The 18931-nt window shown below is 64.4% G+C and carries 13 protein-coding genes and 3 pseudogenes; 8 read left to right on the forward strand and 8 right to left on the reverse strand.

The window, feature by feature from the left end; genetic code table 11:
• Positions 1–17 precede the first annotated feature (17 nt).
• From BMYO_RS02350 to BMYO_RS02375, 6 genes are all read left to right on the forward strand, one after another.
• Positions 18–1499, forward strand: coding sequence for an adenosylhomocysteinase (locus BMYO_RS02350; RefSeq protein WP_094666971.1), 1482 nt, complete (start codon positions 18–20; stop codon positions 1497–1499).
• 66 nt (positions 1500–1565) lie between these two features.
• Entirely contained in the window at positions 1566–2960 is a 1395-nt protein-coding gene (locus tag BMYO_RS02355; RefSeq protein ID WP_094666972.1) for an amidohydrolase family protein, read from the forward strand.
• 102 nt (positions 2961–3062) lie between these two features.
• Positions 3063–3512 carry a cupin domain-containing protein gene (locus BMYO_RS02360; protein WP_420807283.1) on the forward strand — a complete coding sequence of 150 codons (450 nt, stop codon included), beginning with the start codon at positions 3063–3065 and terminating at the stop codon, positions 3510–3512.
• A gap of 356 nt (positions 3513–3868) precedes the next feature.
• Positions 3869–4681, forward strand: a complete 813-nt coding sequence (locus BMYO_RS02365; RefSeq protein WP_420807284.1) for an ABC transporter substrate-binding protein — start codon at positions 3869–3871, stop codon at positions 4679–4681.
• Between the two features lie 150 nt (positions 4682–4831).
• Positions 4832–5722 (forward strand): amino acid ABC transporter permease, encoded by an 891-nt coding sequence (locus BMYO_RS02370; RefSeq protein ID WP_094666975.1) that lies wholly within the window; start codon positions 4832–4834, stop codon positions 5720–5722.
• A gap of 68 nt (positions 5723–5790) precedes the next feature.
• Positions 5791–6567, forward strand: coding sequence for an amino acid ABC transporter ATP-binding protein (locus BMYO_RS02375; RefSeq protein WP_094667069.1), 777 nt, complete (start codon positions 5791–5793; stop codon positions 6565–6567).
• Positions 6568–6589: 22 nt separating this feature from the next.
• Here BMYO_RS02375 and ribF read toward each other — a convergent pair whose 3' ends face one another.
• From ribF to nusA, 7 genes and pseudogenes are all read right to left on the reverse strand, one after another.
• The gene (gene ribF, locus BMYO_RS02380) at positions 6590–7864 is read right to left on the reverse strand and encodes a bifunctional riboflavin kinase/FMN adenylyltransferase (protein WP_094666976.1); all 1275 of its coding nucleotides are present in this window, start codon (positions 7862–7864) and stop codon (positions 6590–6592) included.
• A 418-nt stretch (positions 7865–8282) separates the two neighbouring features.
• Positions 8283–8804: pseudogene (locus tag BMYO_RS02385) on the reverse strand (tRNA pseudouridine(55) synthase TruB); the annotation flags it as partial.
• A gap of 219 nt (positions 8805–9023) precedes the next feature.
• Positions 9024–9224: pseudogene (locus tag BMYO_RS02390) on the reverse strand (tRNA pseudouridine(55) synthase TruB); the annotation flags it as partial.
• A gap of 267 nt (positions 9225–9491) precedes the next feature.
• Positions 9492–9785: pseudogene (locus tag BMYO_RS02395) on the reverse strand (tRNA pseudouridine(55) synthase TruB); the annotation flags it as partial.
• Between the two features lie 112 nt (positions 9786–9897).
• Complete coding sequence (gene rbfA, locus BMYO_RS02400) at positions 9898–10497, reverse strand: 30S ribosome-binding factor RbfA (protein WP_094666977.1); 600 nt, start codon at positions 10495–10497, stop codon at positions 9898–9900.
• A gap of 253 nt (positions 10498–10750) precedes the next feature.
• Positions 10751–13750: a translation initiation factor IF-2 gene (infB, locus tag BMYO_RS02405; protein WP_094666978.1), complete on the reverse strand. Its 3000-nt coding sequence runs from the start codon at positions 13748–13750 to the stop codon at positions 10751–10753.
• 338 nt (positions 13751–14088) lie between these two features.
• Positions 14089–15246, reverse strand: coding sequence for a transcription termination factor NusA (gene nusA / locus BMYO_RS02410; protein WP_094666979.1), 1158 nt, complete (start codon positions 15244–15246; stop codon positions 14089–14091).
• Between the two features lie 206 nt (positions 15247–15452).
• Here nusA and BMYO_RS12000 point away from each other — a divergent pair, with 206 nt between their 5' ends.
• Positions 15453–16295 carry a hypothetical protein gene (locus tag BMYO_RS12000; protein WP_233428070.1) on the forward strand — a complete coding sequence of 281 codons (843 nt, stop codon included), beginning with the start codon at positions 15453–15455 and terminating at the stop codon, positions 16293–16295.
• Between the two features lie 185 nt (positions 16296–16480).
• A complete protein-coding gene (locus tag BMYO_RS02420) occupies positions 16481–17020 on the forward strand; it encodes a DUF3592 domain-containing protein (RefSeq protein WP_094666980.1) in 540 nt (179 codons plus the stop codon).
• Positions 17021–17343: 323 nt separating this feature from the next.
• Here the strand turns inward: BMYO_RS02420 and arfA are convergent, their stop codons facing one another.
• A complete protein-coding gene (arfA, locus tag BMYO_RS02425) occupies positions 17344–18921 on the reverse strand; it encodes an arabinosylfuranosidase ArfA (RefSeq protein ID WP_094666981.1) in 1578 nt (525 codons plus the stop codon).
• Positions 18922–18931 lie beyond the last annotated feature (10 nt).

The following is an 18931-nucleotide window of genomic DNA, read 5'->3' on the forward strand; positions in this document are numbered from 1 at the left end:
ATAGGAAAGGAAGCGACATGGCAGACGAGGATTTCGCCGAATGGGCGATGACCTACTCCCAACGAACGAACCGGTCGCTGGCCGGGTCGCGCCTGCGACCGGAACGGGAACAACCGACGGCCGTGTTCCGGAATGCGGCCGTCCAGTGGGGCGTGACCGTGTCGGCCGATGCCGATGATGACGATGGCGTTGATGCCGGAGCCGACGTCGACACCGAAGGAACGGCCTCCATTGCACTGGGCGTGCGGGATGTGCAGGACGCCCGGACGCTGAGCGGCAAGGATGCGATCGATTACGCCGAACGGTACATGCCGGTGATGCGCACGCTGATGGCCGAGTTGCGGTCCGGCACCGATTTCAACGGTCTGCGCATTGCCGTCTGTCTCGTTCTGGAGCCGAAAACGGCGGTGCTGCTGCGCCAGCTGAAAGCCGCCGGAGCGCTGGTCGGCGTGTTCGCTGATCCGTCGGAGACGGACCAGCGTGTGGCGGATCAGCTGCGTCGCGAAGGCATCACCGTCGAAGCCGATGCGCGATGGACCGCCGAGCAGGCGCAGGCCGGGGCGTTGCGGCTGCTCGACACGATCGCGCCGCATATCATCATCGACGACGGCGCCAGTTTCGCCCGACTCGCCGCAGCCAAGCGCCCGGCCCTGCTGGATGGCCTGATCGGCGTGGCGGAGGAAACGACCAGCGGAGTGCGCGCCTTCCAAGCCATGCAGGACGCCGGCGCGCTCACCTTCCCCGTCGTGGCGGTCAACGACAGCGTGCTGAAAACCGGCTTCGACAATGCGCATGGCACCGGCGAGACCTGCGTCACCACCATGCAGCAGCTCCTTGGCGCGCACTGCTTCCGAGACGCCTCCGTAACCGTGATCGGATACGGTCCGGTCGGGCGGGGATTCGCATTGCGGGTGCGCGCGCTCGGCGCGAACGTCACCATCTGTGACACCGACCCGGTTGCCGCGCTCAAGGCCGTGTTCGATGGATTCGACGCCCGCGATATCGACGAGGCCGTCATCGATGCCGACATCGCGGTTTCGGCCACCGGCGTACGGCACACCATCACCGTGGAGCATATGCGGCTCATGCGCGAGCGCGCGGTGTTGTCGGTCATCGGAGGCATCGCCAATGAAATCGCCTTGGATGACATCCCCGGTTTCCATCACGACAACACGCAACCCGTGAGCGCCATCGTCGTGCCCGACGGCCCAACGCTCACGCTGCTGGCACAGGGCGACGGCGTGAACTACACGGCCGGCGGCGGCAATCCCATCGAGATCATGGATCTCAGTTTCGCCGTGCAGATTAGTGCGGTCCATCATCTGCTCGCGCATCGGAGCGGACAGCATCGTCTGCCGCCGCAAGTGCATCGTCTGTCAGCGGCATCCGACCGGCATATCGCCGCCATCGCGCTGCGCACGCGAGGTCTGTCCGCCAGCCATGCCACGGCCGACAACGGCTATGACTGGCGTCTCACCCGATTCGACGACACCGTATGACATAACCGTATGCCGTACGACATGCCTATGGTCGGCACCCATACGGCACCCGGTATAAAAGGAGGTATGACTCTGACCGACGATTCGTTCGACCCGTTGTATGCGGCGGCGCACCCGGCCCCATTGGATTCGGTGACGCTATACAGCGCACCACTCATCATCCCGGTCACCGGACCGGTGATCATGGACGGAGCCGTCGCGGTGGCCGGCAGCCGCGTGGTGCATGTGGGCACGCGGCGCTGGGTACTCGATACGCTCAAGCAGGATATGTCGGCGCACGGCCACATCGAGGAGCATCACTGGCACGGCATCATCACGCCGGGTCTGGTCAACGCGCATACCCATCTGCAATACACCAACATGGCCGAGGTCGGCCGCGGCTCCTACAGCAGCTTCCGCGATTGGGAGCTCGGTTTCAACCCGGTGTACGAGCGCCTGTGCAAGGAAGGCGACTGGAAGACGTCGGCCGAGCAGGGCGCGCGCATGATGGTCGAGGCGGGGACCACCGCCGCGGCGGACATCGTCACCGATGCCGAAGCGGCCGGGGCCCTGGCCTCGCAGGGCATGCACGGCGTGGCGTACTGGGAGGTGATGGACTGGCATAACGACGACTGGCGCAACGCCGGCGTACATGAACTGGTCCGGCATCTGGGCCGTATGCGTCAGGAGGACCTGCCCAGCATCGGCATCAGCCCGCACGCCCCCTACACGCTGGAGACCGCGCCGTTCGTGGATCTGCCGGATATCGCGCGTCAGCTTGACATGCGATTGCATATCCATCTGGCGGAGACGCCGATGGAGGCCGGCGAACGCGAAACCACGCTATCCACGTATTCCACAGCGTCCTGGCGCGACCATGATTGGACCAGCTACCAGCAACTCAAGGAGGCGGGCAAGGGCGCGTCCGCCATCCAATTCCTGGACCAGCTCGGTTCGCTCGGCCCGGATGTGCATATCGCGCATGGCGTGTGGGCCGACGCCGAGGACCGACGCATCCTGCGCCAGCGCGGCGTGGGCGTGGCGTTGTGCCCCCGATCGAACCGAATCACGGTGACCGGTCGCGACGCACCGATCCGCGAATATCTTGAAGAAGGGAATCTGCTGGCCATCGGCACGGATTCGCTGTCGAGCTCGCCGAGTCTGGATGTACTCGACGATGTGGCGGTGCTTTACGATCTGGCCCGCGAGCAGGGCTATGCGAAGGACGACCTGACCCATCGGCTGATCCGCATGATGACGCTGGGCGGCGCGCAGGAGCTCGGCATGCATGTGGGTGCCGGCCGCATCGGGCAGATCAACGCCGGAGCCATGGCCGATCTGGCGTTCTTCGACGTGCCCGTGTATGTGGCCACCCCGCGCGGCATCGAGGACACGCTCGAGGAGCTGGTATGCCATGGAGCCGGAACGAATCGCGCCACCGTGATCTCCGGCCGCATCGCCTACAACGACGGCGCATGGTAAAGCGGCACATGATAGAGCGACGCACGATAGAGCACAGTCGTACGCTGCAGCATGACAAGTAACAAGAAGGATGATGACCTGATGAGCATTGCACTGGAGGCCATGAGCCCCTATGCCCGTTCCCTGGTGGACCGTCTCAGCCTCGAACCCCATCCCGAAGGCGGATGGTATAGGCGAGACTGGCAGTCACCGTTGCCGGAACCGTCCACCGGCCGTCCGCTGGCGTCGCTGATCTACTTCCTGCTGCCGGAAGGCGACGCCAGTGCATGGCACAAAGTGGACGCGGACGAGATTTGGCTGTGGCACGGGCCCGCACCGGTCACGCTGGAGTTCGGCGGTGACGGGGACAGCCCGTCCGACGACCCCGCAATACGGCGGGCCGTCGTGCTGGGTCAAGGCATCGACGCACAGGCCGGTACGCCTGCCATGCCCGTCGGCCATGCGGTCGTCCCGACAGGTGTCTGGCAACGCACCGTCCCCGGGCATGGTGACGCCCTGGTCTCGTGCGTGGTGTCCCCCGGTTTCACCTTCGAGGGGTTCACTCTGGAGTGACCCGCCAAGAAACTGATGAACCGATGAACGGATAAACCGGAAGCTGATAACCAAGAGGCCACCCCATCCTCAACCGGCTCGTCGAACACGGCCAAGCCAATCAGCCAACAAACCGATGACCAGCCATCATCGATAACCGGCCATCATAGGAATCGATAGCCCCGGCAACATGTCGCTTACGCAGGCACGTTATAGTTGCCAGTTGCACAAGGGTCAGGAGAGGTTCCGTTCAGCCGGAATCGGTACGTCTCGTTCCGAAATACGACCGACATAGACAACGAAGAAGAAGGAGAGCAACCATGTCATTCAAAACCACCATCCGCTTCGTCGCGGCCGGACTCGCCGCGGCATCCCTCATGCTCGCCACCGCGTGCGGCGCCTCCAACAGCGGCTCGTCCGACACCGCCTCGACCAACGCAGACAGCTCCGACATCACGCAGCAGACCGTCACGCCGGGCAAGCTCACCATCGCCACCGGCGACCCCGCCTACGAGCCGTGGGTTATGAACGACAAGCCGGAATCCGGCGAGGGCTTCGAGGCCGCGCTCGCCTACGACGTGGCCGACAAGCTCGGCTTCGACAAGGCCGACGTGGTCTGGACCCGCACCACCTTCGATTCGGCCATCGCGCCGGGGCCGAAGGACTGGGACCTCAACATCCAGCAGTTCGGCATCACCGATGAGCGCAAGCAGGCCGTCGACTTCTCCTCCGGCTACTACAAGGACACGCAGTCCGTGGTGGTCAAAAAGGACGGCAAGTTCGCCTCCGCCAAGTCGCTGGCCGATCTCAAGGACGCCGTGATCGGCGTGATGGTGGGCACGCAGGCCTACACCATCGTCAAGGACAAGATCAAGGACGACATCCAGACGTTCAACGACGACGCCGCGCTCGGCCAGGCGCTGGACGCCGGCCAGATCGACGCGCTGGTCACCAACACGGTGGAAAGCGTGTACATGGTGCAGTCCGAACAGGTCAAGGACGCCAAGGTGCTGGGCCGCATCGCCGGCTCGGAGGACAAGGACGGCCTGGGCATCGTGCTGCCGAAGGACTCCAAGCTCACCGCGGCCGTGACCAAGGCCGTGGACGATCTCGAGTCCGACGGCACCCTCAAGCAGCTGCAGGACAAGTGGCTGGCCGAATACACCACCGACCTGACCGAGCTCAAGTAACCACCGCGCCGCCACGTCCATCGGAGAATCGCAGAGCAAAGCCCGTCCCCCATCGCCTCGTCATGCCGGGAACGGGCTTTGCCGTCAAGACGACTCGCAGAATGGACGTCTGGCATCAAACCGGTTCGCACACTGCAATAGAATCCACATATGGTCGATTCGCAATCCACGCATGACCTTGCCGCCGAAACGACATCCACGTCTTCGGTGAGCGAGGTGGAACTTTCCCGCCGTGACTACCGGCGCCGGCAACAGCTCAAGTCGGTGGTCACGAGTCTCGTCAGCACCATCGTGCTGGCCGTCATCGTCGTCGCCGGACTGAAGATGTCCCCCGGCTGGCCACGCGTCAAGCAGACGTTCTTCTCCCCCGAGTATTTCATGAAGTCGCTGCCGGAGACGTTGGACGGCCTGTGGCTCAACATCCAGGTGCTGGTCGTGGCCGTGATCGGCGTCGCGATCTTCGCCACGCTCATCGCGCTGGTACGCACCAGCAAGAACCCGGTGATGTTCCCGCTGCGCGTGCTGGCCGCGCTGTACACCACCGTCATGCGCGGCATCCCGATGATCGTCGTGCTCTACCTCATCGGCTTCGGCATCCCCGGCCTCGGCCTGTTCGGCCGCATCAATCCGGCTATCCTCGGCACGATAGCCGTCATCATGGGCTACAGCGCCTACGTCGCCGAGGTGCTGCGCGCAGGCTTCAACGACGTGCATCCCTCGCAGCGTGCCTCGGCCCGATCTCTGGGTCTTACGGCCGGCCAGACCACGCGCATGATCGTCATCCCGCAGGCGTTGCGCAAGGTCGCTCCTGCGCTGATGAACGACTTCATCTCCATGCAGAAGGATGTGGGCCTCATCTCCGTGCTGGGCGCGGTCGACGCGGTGCGCGCCGCCCAGATCGAAGTGGCGAGCTCGTACAACTTCACGCCGTACGTGGTGGCGAGCCTGCTGTTCATCCTCATGAGCGTGCCGTTCATCCTGCTCAACGACTGGTACACGGCCCGTCTGCGCAAGCGTGAGCTGAGCGCCGGCACGGTGTGAGTATGCATGGCATGGAAGGGACCATGGGCGGAACAATGACAACGACGATGGAAACCACGGTGAACGATATGAACACGGCACAGCAGAATCAAGGCAGCGGCACGACGCCGTCCAAGCCGGTGCTGCGATTGGACGATGTGCGCAAATCCTTCGGCTCCACCCCGGTGCTGCGCGGCATCTCCTTCGACATCCAACCGCACGAGGTGGTCGCCCTGCTCGGCCCGTCCGGTTCGGGCAAATCGACGCTGATGAAGTGCGTGAACCTGCTGGAACAGGTGGACGACGGGCAGATATGGCTTGGCGACACCGACATCACGGACCCGCGCGCCAATCAGGACAAGATCCGTTCGCGCATCGGCGTGGTGTTCCAGCAGTTCAACCTGTTCCCGCATATGTCGGTGCTGAAGAACGTGACGCTGGCCGCCGTCAAGGTGCATCATTGGCCGAAGGACAAGGCCGAGGCACGCGCGCTGGAGCTGCTGGATCGTATCGGCATGCGAGCCAAGGCGAAGTCCTACCCTGACCAGCTCTCCGGCGGCCAACAGCAACGCGTGGCCATCGCACGCGCGCTGATGACCGATCCCGAACTGCTGCTGCTGGACGAGATCACCTCCGCACTCGATCCGATGCTGGTGGGCGAAGTGCTCAACATGGTCGCGGAGCTCAAGTCGCAGGGCACGACGATTCTGATGGCCACGCACGAGATGAGCTTCGCCCATGACGCCGCCGACCGCATCGTGCTGCTGCGTCATGGCGTCATCGCCGAAAACGGCACGCCGCGAGAGGTGATGGACGAATCCCAGGACCCGGAGACCCGCGAGTTCTTCGCCCACTTCCGGCACTAGTGGACTTCGGCGTCTGGCCGTATTATGCGGTCAAACGCCTGGTCTCCTCGACGTTGCGCTTGAGCTCATCGACCAGCGCGTCCGGGCCGTCGAACTTGACCTGCGGACGCAGGAAGCCGGCGAATTCCACGCGAACCTTATGCCCGTAGAGGTCGATCCAGTCATCGGTGATGCAGTAGGATTCGACTACGCGCTCGTGAAGCCCGGTCTTCTCGCTGAAGGTCGGCTTGGTGCCGATGGAGATGGCGGCGGGCCAGCGGCGCGGCTGGTCCTGTGTACCGGCTTCGGGAACGGCGTCGGAGACAACTTCAGTGCCGGATTGTGCCTGCGCGGCTTCGGACTGGGTGGATTCCCCTGGCCCGGCCTGTGCCGGCTGCCCGGCTTCGGCGTCCGTCTCCTGCTCAGAAGCAGTCCCCAGATCGACCAACCAACCGGCGTAGACACCGTCCACGGGAATGTATCCCTCGATATCCGTGCCGAGGTTCGCGGTGGGGAATCCGATGGTGCGGCCGCGCTCCTCGCCGTGTACCACCACGCCCTCGATGGCGTGCGGCTCGCCCAGGATGGCGTTGGCATCCTGAATGCGGCCGTGGGCCAGCAGGTAACGCACATTGGTGGAACTCCAAGCGCGCATGGCCTTGGCCTGATGCTTCTTGCTCCACGCGCGACGCTCCGCCTTGGTGGCCCCGGCCAGCGGATCGGCCGGTTCTCCCCACTCGGCGGGCATCTCGGGTTTGAAATCGCGCGGGATGCGCACCTCGCCCGGACCGCGATCATCCACTATGTCAAGCTCAAAGACGCCGGTGGCAGCGGCCAAATTGGCCACATGCTGCACATCGCCCTCACGGTTCCTGCCGAAGGCGCCGTCCTGACCGAGTACCAGCGTGCGCATGCCCAGTTTGCCGGTCAGCCGGCCAAGGAAGAAGATATAGGACTTGGCGGCGAAGGCGAGCGTGTACCGGACCACCAGCACATGATCCACGCCCAGCTCCTCCATACGGCGCAGACGTTCGCCGATGCCGGTCAGCGCTTCAGCGTCAATGGCCGCGCTATCCGGTTCGGCGCCTTCGTGACGTGCGGCCCAGCCGTGGACGAACGCCGGACGCGGGTCGAACAGAATCACCACGGAGAAGGCGTCATGCCGGTGAGCCAACTCCACGACACGGCGGATCACGGCCTGATGTCCCAGATGCATGCCGTCGAAGGCTCCCAACGTCGCCACGGCTTTTTTGTCATTGTCGAACGAGGGCCATGCGACTTCGCCCTCGGCGTCCGGGGTCAGGTAGGTGATGTTCATATCGTGCAGTTCCTTTTCTCAAGTTCCGCGCATCCGGTTCGACGGGGTCCCAGCGATATGCGTGGCGGAACCCGGTCATCGTCCGACCGGTGCTACCTGCGGATTTCCGCAAGCTCGCCTGCCGGAAGCGCCTTCGTTGAATCGTACTGTAACCGCGTCCACTCTACGCGGCGGGGAATACGGTGGCGGGTTTGGCCTGATGGGCGTTCGCGCGTTCGATGATGGCCACCACGTCGGCTGTCGCGCAACGCGGCGCGTTGGCAACGCCCGAGGGGTGCACCGCATCACCATGCGGCTCAGCGGAAACCGGCTCGGCCGCTCGACCGTGCAACGCATCGTTATTCATATTCGTCCCGGTGTCCGTCGCATCGCACGACTCCACGGCCGGTTCATCATGTGCCGGACTATGTGCCGGACTATGCGCCGACGGCACGATGGCCACGGCCTGCACGCCTTTGGCCAGCACCCGTTCGATACGACGGCCGAATCGTAGCTCGGCGGCCTCCTCGGCCGTGATCTCCACTACCGGCATGGCGCCTCGGGCGGCCTGTTCCATCGTGAGGGCCCGGTCGAGCAGCCATTCGCGCCGCTCTTCGCCGGCCATCGTATCCGGCGTGTCCAGCACGCACTTGTTGCGCGTGACGGTCTGTCCTTCACGGTTGGTGAACGTCTTGGTTTCGACGTGCGCCGTCACCGTATGGGTGCGGGTTTCGGCCAAGGATTCGGGGGTGATGAGTCCACTGGTGTCGTCCGGCAGGGCGAACCTCCCCACGCGGGTGCGGCGCAGGCGGGTCAGATAGCCGCCGACGCCCAGTTCCTCGCCGAGGTCACGGGCCAATGCGCGGATATAGGTGCCCGAAGAGCAGCTGACGCGCACGTCCACGTCAAGGACGGGTATCGGAACGATGTTCGAGGCCGTCGCTTCGCCGGTCGCCGAGTCGGAACCGGAGGAACTGGCGGGATCAGCGGAACTGGCGGGATCAGCGGGACCGGATGCCGGGGGACAGCCATCGGAGCGACCATCAGTGCAAGTGCAATCGCCGATATGATTGGCCGACCTGACCGAACCAACCGAGCCAGACCAGCCGGACGGGCAGGGCCGAACGGATGGGAATCCCGCGATGTCACGCTCCTGCAACGGTTCGTCGGGCCGCATCCCAGCCACGACGCCCACTCTCACGCCCAACACGGTGAACTCGCTGATGGTGACAGGCCGGGCCTTGAGCTCCACGTCCTTGCCTTCGCGGGCCAGATTGTAGGCACGCTGGCCGTTGATTTTGATGGCGGAGAAGGTGTTGGGCACCTGCTCGATATCACCGGTGAAATGTTCGCCGATGGTACGGGTCAGCAGGTCATGCCAGACACCGCCATGAACCGACGAATCGTTTGTGGCAGGCGTGGTTCTGAGCGCAACGACCGCAGCCGTCGAGTCTCGGGAACCGGCACGGGAATTGATTCCAAAACCGGCCCCGGAATCGGCTCCACAAGCGGTATCGGTACCGTCATCTCCAGAGGTACCGGGCTCAACAGCACCAAGATTGGCAGAACCAAGATTGGCAGCACCGGATTCAGCTGCATCCGACTGCACGGCTCCGCCCGCCGCAAGTTGCCGCCATCGCGACGCGACCGCATCCGCATTCTCGCGGAGTATGACATCGCCCTCGGCATCGTCGGTCGTGGTGGCCAGGCCCAGTCGGATTGTGGCCTCATAGGTTTTGTCGTGCTCCACGATGGCGTTGAGCAGTCGGGTGGCATGGCCGAACGCGATGACCAAGGCACCAGTGGCCATCGGGTCGAGCGTGCCCGCGTGACCGACCTTTTTGATGTGCAACGCGCCGCGCACGGCGGCCACCGCGTCGAAACTGGTCACGCCCTGGGGCTTGTCGATGATGAACAGGCCGCTGGGCTGCGCCTCCGGCATGTCTCTCCCTCCGTCATCGGTAATGCCGACCTCCCGGCAGAGGGAGGCCAGCCATGATCTGCTGCTCGCTGTCCGTATTCTGTCATCCCTCTCATAGGAGGGAAAGGCGAATCTACCGCTCGTCGGGCTCAGGTGATTCGGACTCAGACGTCTCAGACTCAGACGCCTCGGCATCGGTATCGGTATCGGCATCGGCGGCGCCGAAGTCCTCGCCGGCATCATCGATGTCGTCGTCCTCAATATCGTCATCCTCGAAGTCGTCATCATCCTCGGCCGGCTCGTCGTCGTGCTTGTACGGGTCGGCGTCGCCGGCGTATTGCGCGTTCGCACGGACGCGGGCCAGTTCCTCGTCGCGCTTGCGGGCCATGACCAGGATGTCCTCGATCTCGTGGGCCTCGCCGGGCACCTCGTCGAACACGAACTGGAGCTGCGGGGTCAGTCGCAGGCCGGCCTTCGAGCCCACCAGCGAACGCAGATGGCCCTTGGCCTGCTCGAGCGCCTGCCGGGCACGCTTACGTTCGCCGTTCTCCTTGCCTTCGTGGCCCAGCTGGGTCCAGTAGATCTTGGCGATCTGCAGATCGTTGGTCACGCGGACCTCGGTGATGGTGATGCTGGTCAGTCGCTTGTCGTGCAGCTCGCGCTCGAGGGAGGAGGCCACGACACGTTGAATTAGTGCCGCGATACGCGCGGCGCGGGGGTTGGTTCCTGCCATGGGCAAAAATCCTTTCACATATGACTTGGCTCCCCCTGATGGAGGGAGCTGTCGCTGTAGACGGCCGAGGCTGCGGTCCGAGACCGCGCTCAGCCTTACTTCATTCGGCAGCTCCCCTTGCAGGAGGAGCCAGAGATAGAGATATCGCAGCCGTTATCGGAACGGCCGTTGACGCGCAGTCCGCGCGAAAGGCCCTTATCGACAGCGCCGCATGCGCTTGCCGGTAGGTGCCTTCGCACGGACTGCGATCGGACTACTTGCGTTCGACCTCGCGCATCTCGAAGGTCTCGATGACGTCGCCGATCTCGATGTCGTTGAAGGTGCCGAGGTTGATACCGGCCTCGTAGCCTTCCTTGACGGACTGGACGTCGTCCTTGAAACGACGCAGCGAGGAGATCTCCAGATCGTTGACCGTGGCCACGCCGTTGCGCAGAATACGGCACTTCGTACCGCGCTTGACCTCGCCGTCCTGCACCATAACGCCGGCGATGTTGCCGAACTTGGAGGAACGGAAGATCTCGCGAATCTCGGAGTGGGAGGTGACGACCTCCTCGTATTCCGGCTTGAGCATGCCCTTGAGGGCGGCTTCGATATCCTCGATGGCCTTGTAGATGATCGAGTAGTACTTGATCTCCACGCCCTCGCGCTCGGCGAGGTCCGCGACCTGACGGTTCGGACGCACGTTGAAGCCGATGATGACGGCCTTGTCGACCGTGGCGAGGTTGACGTCGTTCTGCGTAATCGCGCCGACACCGCGGTGGATGACCTGGATGCCGACCTCGTCGGACACCTCGATCTTCATCAGGGAGTCCTCGAGCGCCTCGACCGAACCGGACGAATCGCCCTTGATGACGATGTTGAGCATGTCGATCTCGGACTCGGCGAACTTCTTCTTGAAGTCCTCGAGGGAGACGACCTTGCGACGCTTGGCCAGCTGGGCGGCACGCTCGGTGGCCTGACGCTTCTCGGCGATCTGACGCGCGGCGCGATCGTCGGAGGCCACGAGGAACAGGTCGCCGGCGGTCGGCACGGAGGTCAGACCCAGCACCTGGACAGGCGTGGACGGACCAGCAGCCTCCATGACCTGACCGTTTTCGTCAAGCATGGCGCGGACGCGGCCGTACGAGGTGCCCGCCACGATGGCGTCGCCAACGTGCAGGGTGCCCTGCTGGACGAGCACGGTGGCCACGGCACCGCGGCCCTTGTCGAGTCGGGCCTCGACGGTGGCGCCACGGGCGTCCATGTTCGGGTTGGCGCGAAGATCGAGCTCGGCGTCGGCCGTGAGCAGCACGGCCTCGAGGAGCTTGTCCACGTTGATGTTCTGCTTGGCGGAGATATCGACGAACATGGTGTCGCCACCGTATTCCTCGGGCACCAGACCGAACTCGGTGAGCTGGCCGCGAACCTTCTCCGGGTTGGCGCCGGGCACATCGATCTTGTTGACGGCCACGACGATCGGCACCTTGGCGGCCTGCGCGTGGTTGATGGCCTCGACGGTCTGCGGCATCACGCCGTCGTCCGCGGCGACCACGAGGATCGCGACGTCGGTGAGCTCGGCACCACGGGCACGCATGGCGGTGAACGCCTCATGGCCCGGGGTATCGAGGAACGTGATCTTGCGGGATTCGCCGTCGAGCTCGACGGTGACCTGGTATGCACCGATGCGCTGGGTGATGCCGCCGGCCTCACGCGCGATGACGTTGGTCTTGCGGATCGTGTCGAGCAGTCGGGTCTTACCGTGGTCGACGTGGCCCATGACGGTGACGACCGGCGGACGCGGCTTCAGGTCCTTGTCGTCCTGCAGCTCCTCCTCGTCAAGATCGATGTCGAACTGCTGGAGCAGCTCCTTGTCCTCCTCTTCGGCGGACACGATCTTGATGTTCCAGCCGATCTCCTCACCCAGGATCTGGAAGGTCTCCTCGTCCAGGGACTGGGTGGCGGTGGCCATCTGACCCAAGTGGAACAGCACGGTGACCAGCGCGGCCTGATTGACGTTGATCTTCTCGGCCAAGTCGGCGAGCGAGGCGCCCTGACGCAGACGGACGGTCTGACCGTTGCCGTTGGGGATGCGCACGCCGCCGATGGTCGGCGCTTTCAGCTCCTCATACTCATGACGCTTCGCCAGACGGTTCTTACGCGCCTTCGAGGACTTGCCGCCCTGACGGCCGAACGCGCCTGCGGCACCGCCGCGGCCACGGCCGCCACCACGAGTCGCCGGACCGTTGGACGGACCGCCGTTCTGGAAGTTGTTGCCGCCACCCTGGCCGCCGCGGAATCCACCGCGTGCACCGCCCTGGGCGCCTTGGGTTCCGGCACCGCCCTGACCCGGACGGTTGTGGCCCCACTGGCCCGGACGCGGCGCACCGCCGCCCTGACCCGGACGGCCATTGCGGAATCCACCGCGAGTGCCGCCGCCCTGACCGGGACGACCCGGACGGCCATTGCGGCCACCCTCGGCGGTCGGACGTGCCATGGGATGCGGCCGCGGAATGTCACCCGGCGTAGGCGTATGCATGCCCTGCTTGCGGGAGAACGGGTTGTTGCCCGGACGCGGACCCGGCGTGTGCGGGCGCGGAATGGCGTTGGATGCGGCGTTGCCGTTGCCACCGGCGTTGGCACCCTGGCCCTGGCCATTGCCATGATTGCCCGGACGCGGACCCGGCGTATTGCGGTTGTTCTGGTGCTGACCGGGCTGACCGCCGTTCGGACGACCCTGACCCGGACGGCCCTGACGGTTGTTGTCGCGGTTCTCGCGGCCCTCGCGACCGTCCCTATCCCTGTCGCGGTCGCGGTTGTCGCGACGGTCATGCTGACCATGACGGCCGGGCAGCGGAGCACCGGGGCGTGCGCCCTGCGGATGCGGAGCCGGAGCGCCGGGAACGGCGTGACGGGCCTGAGCCGGGGTCGGCGTAGCGGAAGCCGGAGCGTTTGGCGCGGTCGGACGAGAGGTGTTGCCGGAAGCGGCGCTCGGCGCGCTCGGCGTAGCGGATGCCGCCGGCGCGGAAGGCGTGGGCACGGCGGGCTTGCGCGGTCCCGGACGACCGGCGTTCTTCGATGCGGGAGCGGACGACTTCTGCTCGCCCTTGCCTTCCTTATCCTTGGTGAGGGCGGCCTTCAGACGGCGCGCCACCGGAGGTTCGATGGTCGAGGAAGCCGACTTGACGAACTCCCCCATATCCTTGAGCTTCTCAAGAACGGTCTTGCTATCGACATGCAAGTCCTTGGCCAATTCGTATACGCGTGGTTTCGCCACTAATTACTCCTATCTGCGACCACGCGTGCATGGGCGTGGTCAATTGGTGATGACGGCAAGCTCGCCCTGTCTCATCGTGCGACCATGATCGTGTTACCTCGTCTCCGTGCGGGCGATTTCGCGCACACTGCGCCGCCCACATACGCCAATCAAGCATACTCACAGTGCTGGATAGCGGGCATGACAGCGAGCCGCGTCTCATCGAGGGACGCGGCTCGGACGAACATTCCCTGCCGGGCTTGGGATGAGCCCGGAATGTTCATGTCCGCCGATGGTGGCGAAGACGCCGGTCGAATCGGCGGACCGGGCGCGAATCAGTGATTCAGTGAATCAGCGAATCAGGCTTCGGCCGGGGCATCGCCGGCGGTCTCGCCGGTCTCCTCGGCTTCGGCAGACTGAGCAGACTGAGCGGACTGCTCGGACTGCGCTGCGGCGGCCTGAGCAGCTGCCGCCGCCCTGGCCTGAGCCTCGAACTGTTCGGCCGCGAGCTTCTTGGCGTGGGCCTCGGCGGACTCGATGCCGATCTTCCAGCCGGTGAGCTTGGCGGCCAGTCGAGCGTTCTGGCCTTCCTTGCCGATGGCCAGCGACAGCTGATCGTCGTGGATGAAGGCGATGGCGGTCTTGTTCTTCTCGCTGATCACCTGCACGCCGGTGGCCACGGCCGGAGACAGCGCGGCGGCCACGAACTTGGCCGGATCATCGGAGTAGTCGACGATGTCGATCTTCTCCGGGCCAAGGCTCTCCATGACGGCACGCACACGGGCGCCGCCGGGGCCGATCAGCGCGCCCTTCGGGTTCACGCCCTCGGTGTTGGCCTTGACGGCGATCTTCGTACGGGCGCCGGCCTCGCGGGCGATAGCCATGATGGACACGGCGCCGGAGACCAGTTCCGGCACCTCACGCTCGAACAGGCGGCGCACCAGCTCCGGGTGGGAGCGGGAGACCACGATTTCCGGACCGCGAACGCCGCGCGCCACGTTGACCACGTAGACGCGGATGCGCTCGCCGTGACGGTAGCGCTCGCCCGGCACCTGCTCACGACGAGGCAGGATGGCCTCGACGTCGCCCATAGCCACATGCACGTTGGACGGATCGGATGCGTCCTGCTGGACGATGCCGGTCACCAGCTTGCCCTTCTGGCCGGAGAACGCGCCGAAGATCTTCTCGTCCTCGACCTTGCGGAACAGCTGGGTGATGACCTGACGGGCGGTGGCGGCGGCAAGACGGCCGAAATCATGCGGGGTGTCGTCGTATTCCTCACCGAGCCTGGGGGCCGGATGCGGATTGTCCTCGGTGGGCTCCACCGGAATCTCGTCGGCGGCCCAGATGGTGAAGGTGCCGGCGCGCTCATCCAACTCGACGCGGGCATGCTTGGCCGCGTGAGGGGTCTTGAGATAGGCGAGACGCAGGGCCTCGGCCAACGCCTCATCCAGGGTTCCGGGGTCGATTCCTTGCTCAGCGGCAAGCTTGTGCATTCCTGTCAGGTCCAGTTCCATCGATCCGTACCTCCTATGAAGTTATGTGGCGCATGGCCTTGAATGGTCACAGTTAGCTATTAGTGTAGGGTTCCATGCAGACACGCCCCCTCTGGTTTGATTCCGCACGCCGCGCCTTGGCCGTGGCGTGCGCCGGGGCAATGCTATGTTCGCTCACGGCATGTTCGATGCCGCGTCTGGCGGGGCGCGCCGAGGCGGAGCGCACGATGAGCCCGTGCGAACAGGCACTGACGCTGGTGAACGACCACGATTGGGCCGGCGATGGCTCACCGATGATGGTGCGGTTCGTGGCCGGGCAGTCCGTCCCGTTGACGTGGATCGATGTGGCCACCTACTGCCCCGGCCGGTTCGGCGAGGGTGTATTGCGCGACGCGCAGACCAAGGCCCAGCTGTCGTCTTTGGCGGAACGTCTGGGCGGCGTGGCTCCGACCGTGACGCCGGCGCGTCTGGATGGCGTCACGTCGGCCGTCGCCGGGACCGATGTGCTGGACGCGATGGCCGTGGCCGAGGATCGCGCTGGGTTCGCGCTGGAGGTGCTGGCCGCGCGCGGGCAGACCGATGGCGCGACGCTCACGCTGAGCGATATGCACAAAACCGCCGGGCAGCAGCTGGTGTCATTGGCGGACGGCAGCTGGGGTGCCGGTTCAGGAAAATCCGGTGAGTCCGGTGACGCCGGTTCCGGTTCCGGTAGCTCGTCCGGTTCCGGCACCTCCTCCGACGACGGCGATAACGGCAGTACCGCCGCCTCCGGTTCCGGCAACGGCACCGACAACGCTGGAACGCACGCCGACCCCCGCAAGAAGGTCTACGACATCAGCCAATTGCTGGCCAATCCCACCACCATCGCGGACAAGGCCAGCGGGCAGACCGTACCCACGGCCGCCGCCATCGAAATGGACTGCGCCCGCGCCGAAATCAAGGCCGTCACCGACGCCGACGCCCAATTCGACGACACCACGCTCTCGATTCTCGCCGCCCTGGCCGCCAAACATGCCTACACCGCCATCCAACTCGGATACCCCGCCACCGATGCCGCGCTGTTCGAGTGAGGCAAGGAGCACGCGGAACATGCGAGATGCCGCCGGCCTTGCACGACCGATGGCGCCTAACGGCGCCTCATCGCGTCCAAGAGCACCAGCCAGCAGGACGAATGCCCTGATATAGTTGGAATTGGAATAATTAACGACGTCGTTGACCTGCACGCAGTATCGCAGAAGCTCGCGGAAGGCAAATCATGGTATCGGACGATTACAAAAATCCCGAATCAACCAGCGACACCAATCAACGACGCGTCCGGGACGGCAGTGGCATCCGCGGTTTCTGGAATCAGTTGAAGCAGCACGCTATCAGCGCATGGTTCAGTTTCGTCGGCGTGATTCTGCTGGTGGCCGTCGGCGGAAACCTCATCGGCGAAATAACCCTGAGAATGGATTGCACCGAAATCACCGACGGGGTTGTGACACAGATGATCCGCATCGAGGACGAGGACGACGACGAGGATTCCGGCCCCACCTGGGCGCCGGTGTTCCGGTATGGCGTAGACGGAAGAATCTACGAGCAGCAATCCTCGACGTCGTCGTACCCGCCGCGATACAAGGTGGGGCAGGCTGTAACCATACAGTATGATCCAGCCGATCCGAAGCGGTACGTGGCGGATGGAGACCATTCTGCTCTTGTTTTATACGGCGCCTTAACAGTCCTGTTTCTCGGATTCACGGCTGCGCTGCCCGTAGCGATGATCACCAGCAAACGCCAACAATCCGACGAGGCCTGATCGTCCTTGCGGCAAGGCTAGGGACCTGAATAACGGGAGGCCGCCGACTTTGCACAGCCGGCGGCCTCCCACCATTTCACAAGGCGAGTCATACGCCTAACGCCGAATCAGAACCCATCGGAGCCGAAGCTTCAAGTAGCCACCTAAAAAGAGCCCCGAAGTTGAACCGATTCTTTCATCGACAACTTCAATATTAATCGGACAGTTGTATGTCGTCCCTCCCCTTTGCCGCAAACGGCTTTCCGGGATGCTATAGGTATCGCCGATTCCTGCCTCCACAGTCAAATCGGCATCGGTACCACTCGACATCAGCCGACATAACGCTACTTCACTCGCACGGCCGTCCAGGAGACCGGCGGCAGGGTCACATGGATGGTGCCGGTGGCCGGGTCGAGCGTCGCCGTGTCATTGTCGTGCAGGGTCACGCGCGTCTGATCGTCCAGCGTGTTGGCGGCGAGCAGGTCGTCCTCGTGCAGGGTCTGCGCATGAACGGTCGTGCCATGGTCTTCCGGCAGACGGATTTCGAAGTCGTTGGCCGCCTCCAGCGAACGGTTGGTGACGAACACGGTCACCGCGCCGTCGGCGCCGCGGACCGCCACGGCATTGATCGTGGGCACCTCGCCGTACTTGGCGGTCTCGTACGTGCCCGAGGCGAGCTTCGGTTCCAGCACCGTGCCGCCCTTGGCGTATTTGGCGGTCAGCGAGAACGGGTAGAACGTGGTCTGGCGCCAGGCGGGACCGCCGGTCTCGGTCATGATCGGGGCGATCACATTGACCAGCTGGGCGAGGCTCGCGGCGTGCACACGGTCGGCGTTCCTGAGCAGCGTGATGAGCAGGTCTCCGAACACCACGGCATCGACTGCGGAATACACATCCTCCAGCAGACGCGGCGCGACCGGCCAGTTGCCGATGCCTTCGGGGTTCCTGCTCGGCTCCTCACCGAGATACCACACATTCCATTCGTCGAACGAAATGAACACGTCATGCCTGCTCTTGAGCCGGGCCTTGGTGGCGTCGATGGCCGCGGCGACATCCTTGATGAAACCGTCCATATCCACGCCGGAGGCCAGGAAACTGGCCATGTCACGGGTGCCGTCGGCCTTGAGCTCAGGATGGTAGTAGGCGTGGCAGGAGACGAAATCGACGTTCTCATACGTCTTGTCGAGCACGGTCTCCTCCCACTCACCGAACGTATCCATCGCATGACTGGACGAGCCGCACACCACCAGCTCCACATCCGGGTCGATCATGCGCATGCCGGCCGCCACCGACGCGGCGAGCTTGCCGTAATCCTCGGCATTCTTGTGACCGGTCTGCCACGGGCCGTCCATCTCGTTGCCCAGACACCACATCCTGATGCCGAACGGTTCATCGGCGCCGTTGGCGCGACGCCGTTCGGACAGTTCGGTGCCACCGGGGATGTTGGCGTACTCCAACAGATCCAGCGCATTCTTCAAGCCACGCGTGCCGAGGTTCACGGCCTCCATCAGCTCGTTGCCGCTCACCTTGTGCAGCCACTTGGCCATCTCATGCAGGCCGAACTGGTTGGTTTCGGTGGAATGCCACGCCAGATCGAGGCGACGCGGACGGTCCCCCTTGGGACCGACGCCATCCTCCCAACGGTAGCCGGACACGAAATTGCCGCCGGGATAGCGGATGGTCGTCGCCCCAAGCTCGCGGACCAGCTCGATGACGTCCTTGCGGAAACCGTCCTCATCCGCCTCCGGATGACCAGGCTCGTAGATGCCGTCATACACGCAACGGCCCAGATGCTCGACGAACGAACCGAACAGACGATCATTGACCGGAGCGACCTCAAAATCGTTGTCAACGATTAGGCGGGAAGTCTGGGATACCGGAGAATGCGAAGAGGTCGAAGTCGTGGTAATCTGCTGCGTCATTGCTGGCTCC

The sequence above is a fragment of the Bifidobacterium myosotis genome (assembly GCF_002259745.1).
Classification (GTDB): Bacteria; Actinomycetota; Actinomycetes; order Actinomycetales; family Bifidobacteriaceae; genus Bifidobacterium; species Bifidobacterium myosotis.

What these genes read in the sequence shown, in the direction of transcription:
- ribF (WP_094666976.1), bottom strand. Translation starts at nt 7,864, where the DNA reads ATGAACATCACCTACCTGACCCCGGACGCCGAGGGCGAAGTCGCATGG.
- BMYO_RS12000 (WP_233428070.1), top strand. Translation starts at nt 15,453, where the DNA reads ATGAGCCCGTGCGAACAGGCACTGACGCTGGTGAACGACCACGATTGG.
- BMYO_RS02375 (WP_094667069.1), top strand. Translation starts at nt 5,791, where the DNA reads ATGAACACGGCACAGCAGAATCAAGGCAGCGGCACGACGCCGTCCAAG.
- BMYO_RS02370 (WP_094666975.1), top strand. Translation starts at nt 4,832, where the DNA reads ATGGTCGATTCGCAATCCACGCATGACCTTGCCGCCGAAACGACATCC.
- BMYO_RS02350 (WP_094666971.1), top strand. Translation starts at nt 18, where the DNA reads ATGGCAGACGAGGATTTCGCCGAATGGGCGATGACCTACTCCCAACGA.
- BMYO_RS02355 (WP_094666972.1), top strand. Translation starts at nt 1,566, where the DNA reads ATGACTCTGACCGACGATTCGTTCGACCCGTTGTATGCGGCGGCGCAC.
- BMYO_RS02360 (WP_420807283.1), top strand. Translation starts at nt 3,063, where the DNA reads ATGAGCCCCTATGCCCGTTCCCTGGTGGACCGTCTCAGCCTCGAACCC.
- rbfA (WP_094666977.1), bottom strand. Translation starts at nt 10,497, where the DNA reads ATGGCAGGAACCAACCCCCGCGCCGCGCGTATCGCGGCACTAATTCAA.
- nusA (WP_094666979.1), bottom strand. Translation starts at nt 15,246, where the DNA reads ATGGAACTGGACCTGACAGGAATGCACAAGCTTGCCGCTGAGCAAGGA.
- BMYO_RS02420 (WP_094666980.1), top strand. Translation starts at nt 16,481, where the DNA reads ATGGTATCGGACGATTACAAAAATCCCGAATCAACCAGCGACACCAAT.
- arfA (WP_094666981.1), bottom strand. Translation starts at nt 18,921, where the DNA reads ATGACGCAGCAGATTACCACGACTTCGACCTCTTCGCATTCTCCGGTA.
- BMYO_RS02365 (WP_420807284.1), top strand. Translation starts at nt 3,869, where the DNA reads ATGCTCGCCACCGCGTGCGGCGCCTCCAACAGCGGCTCGTCCGACACC.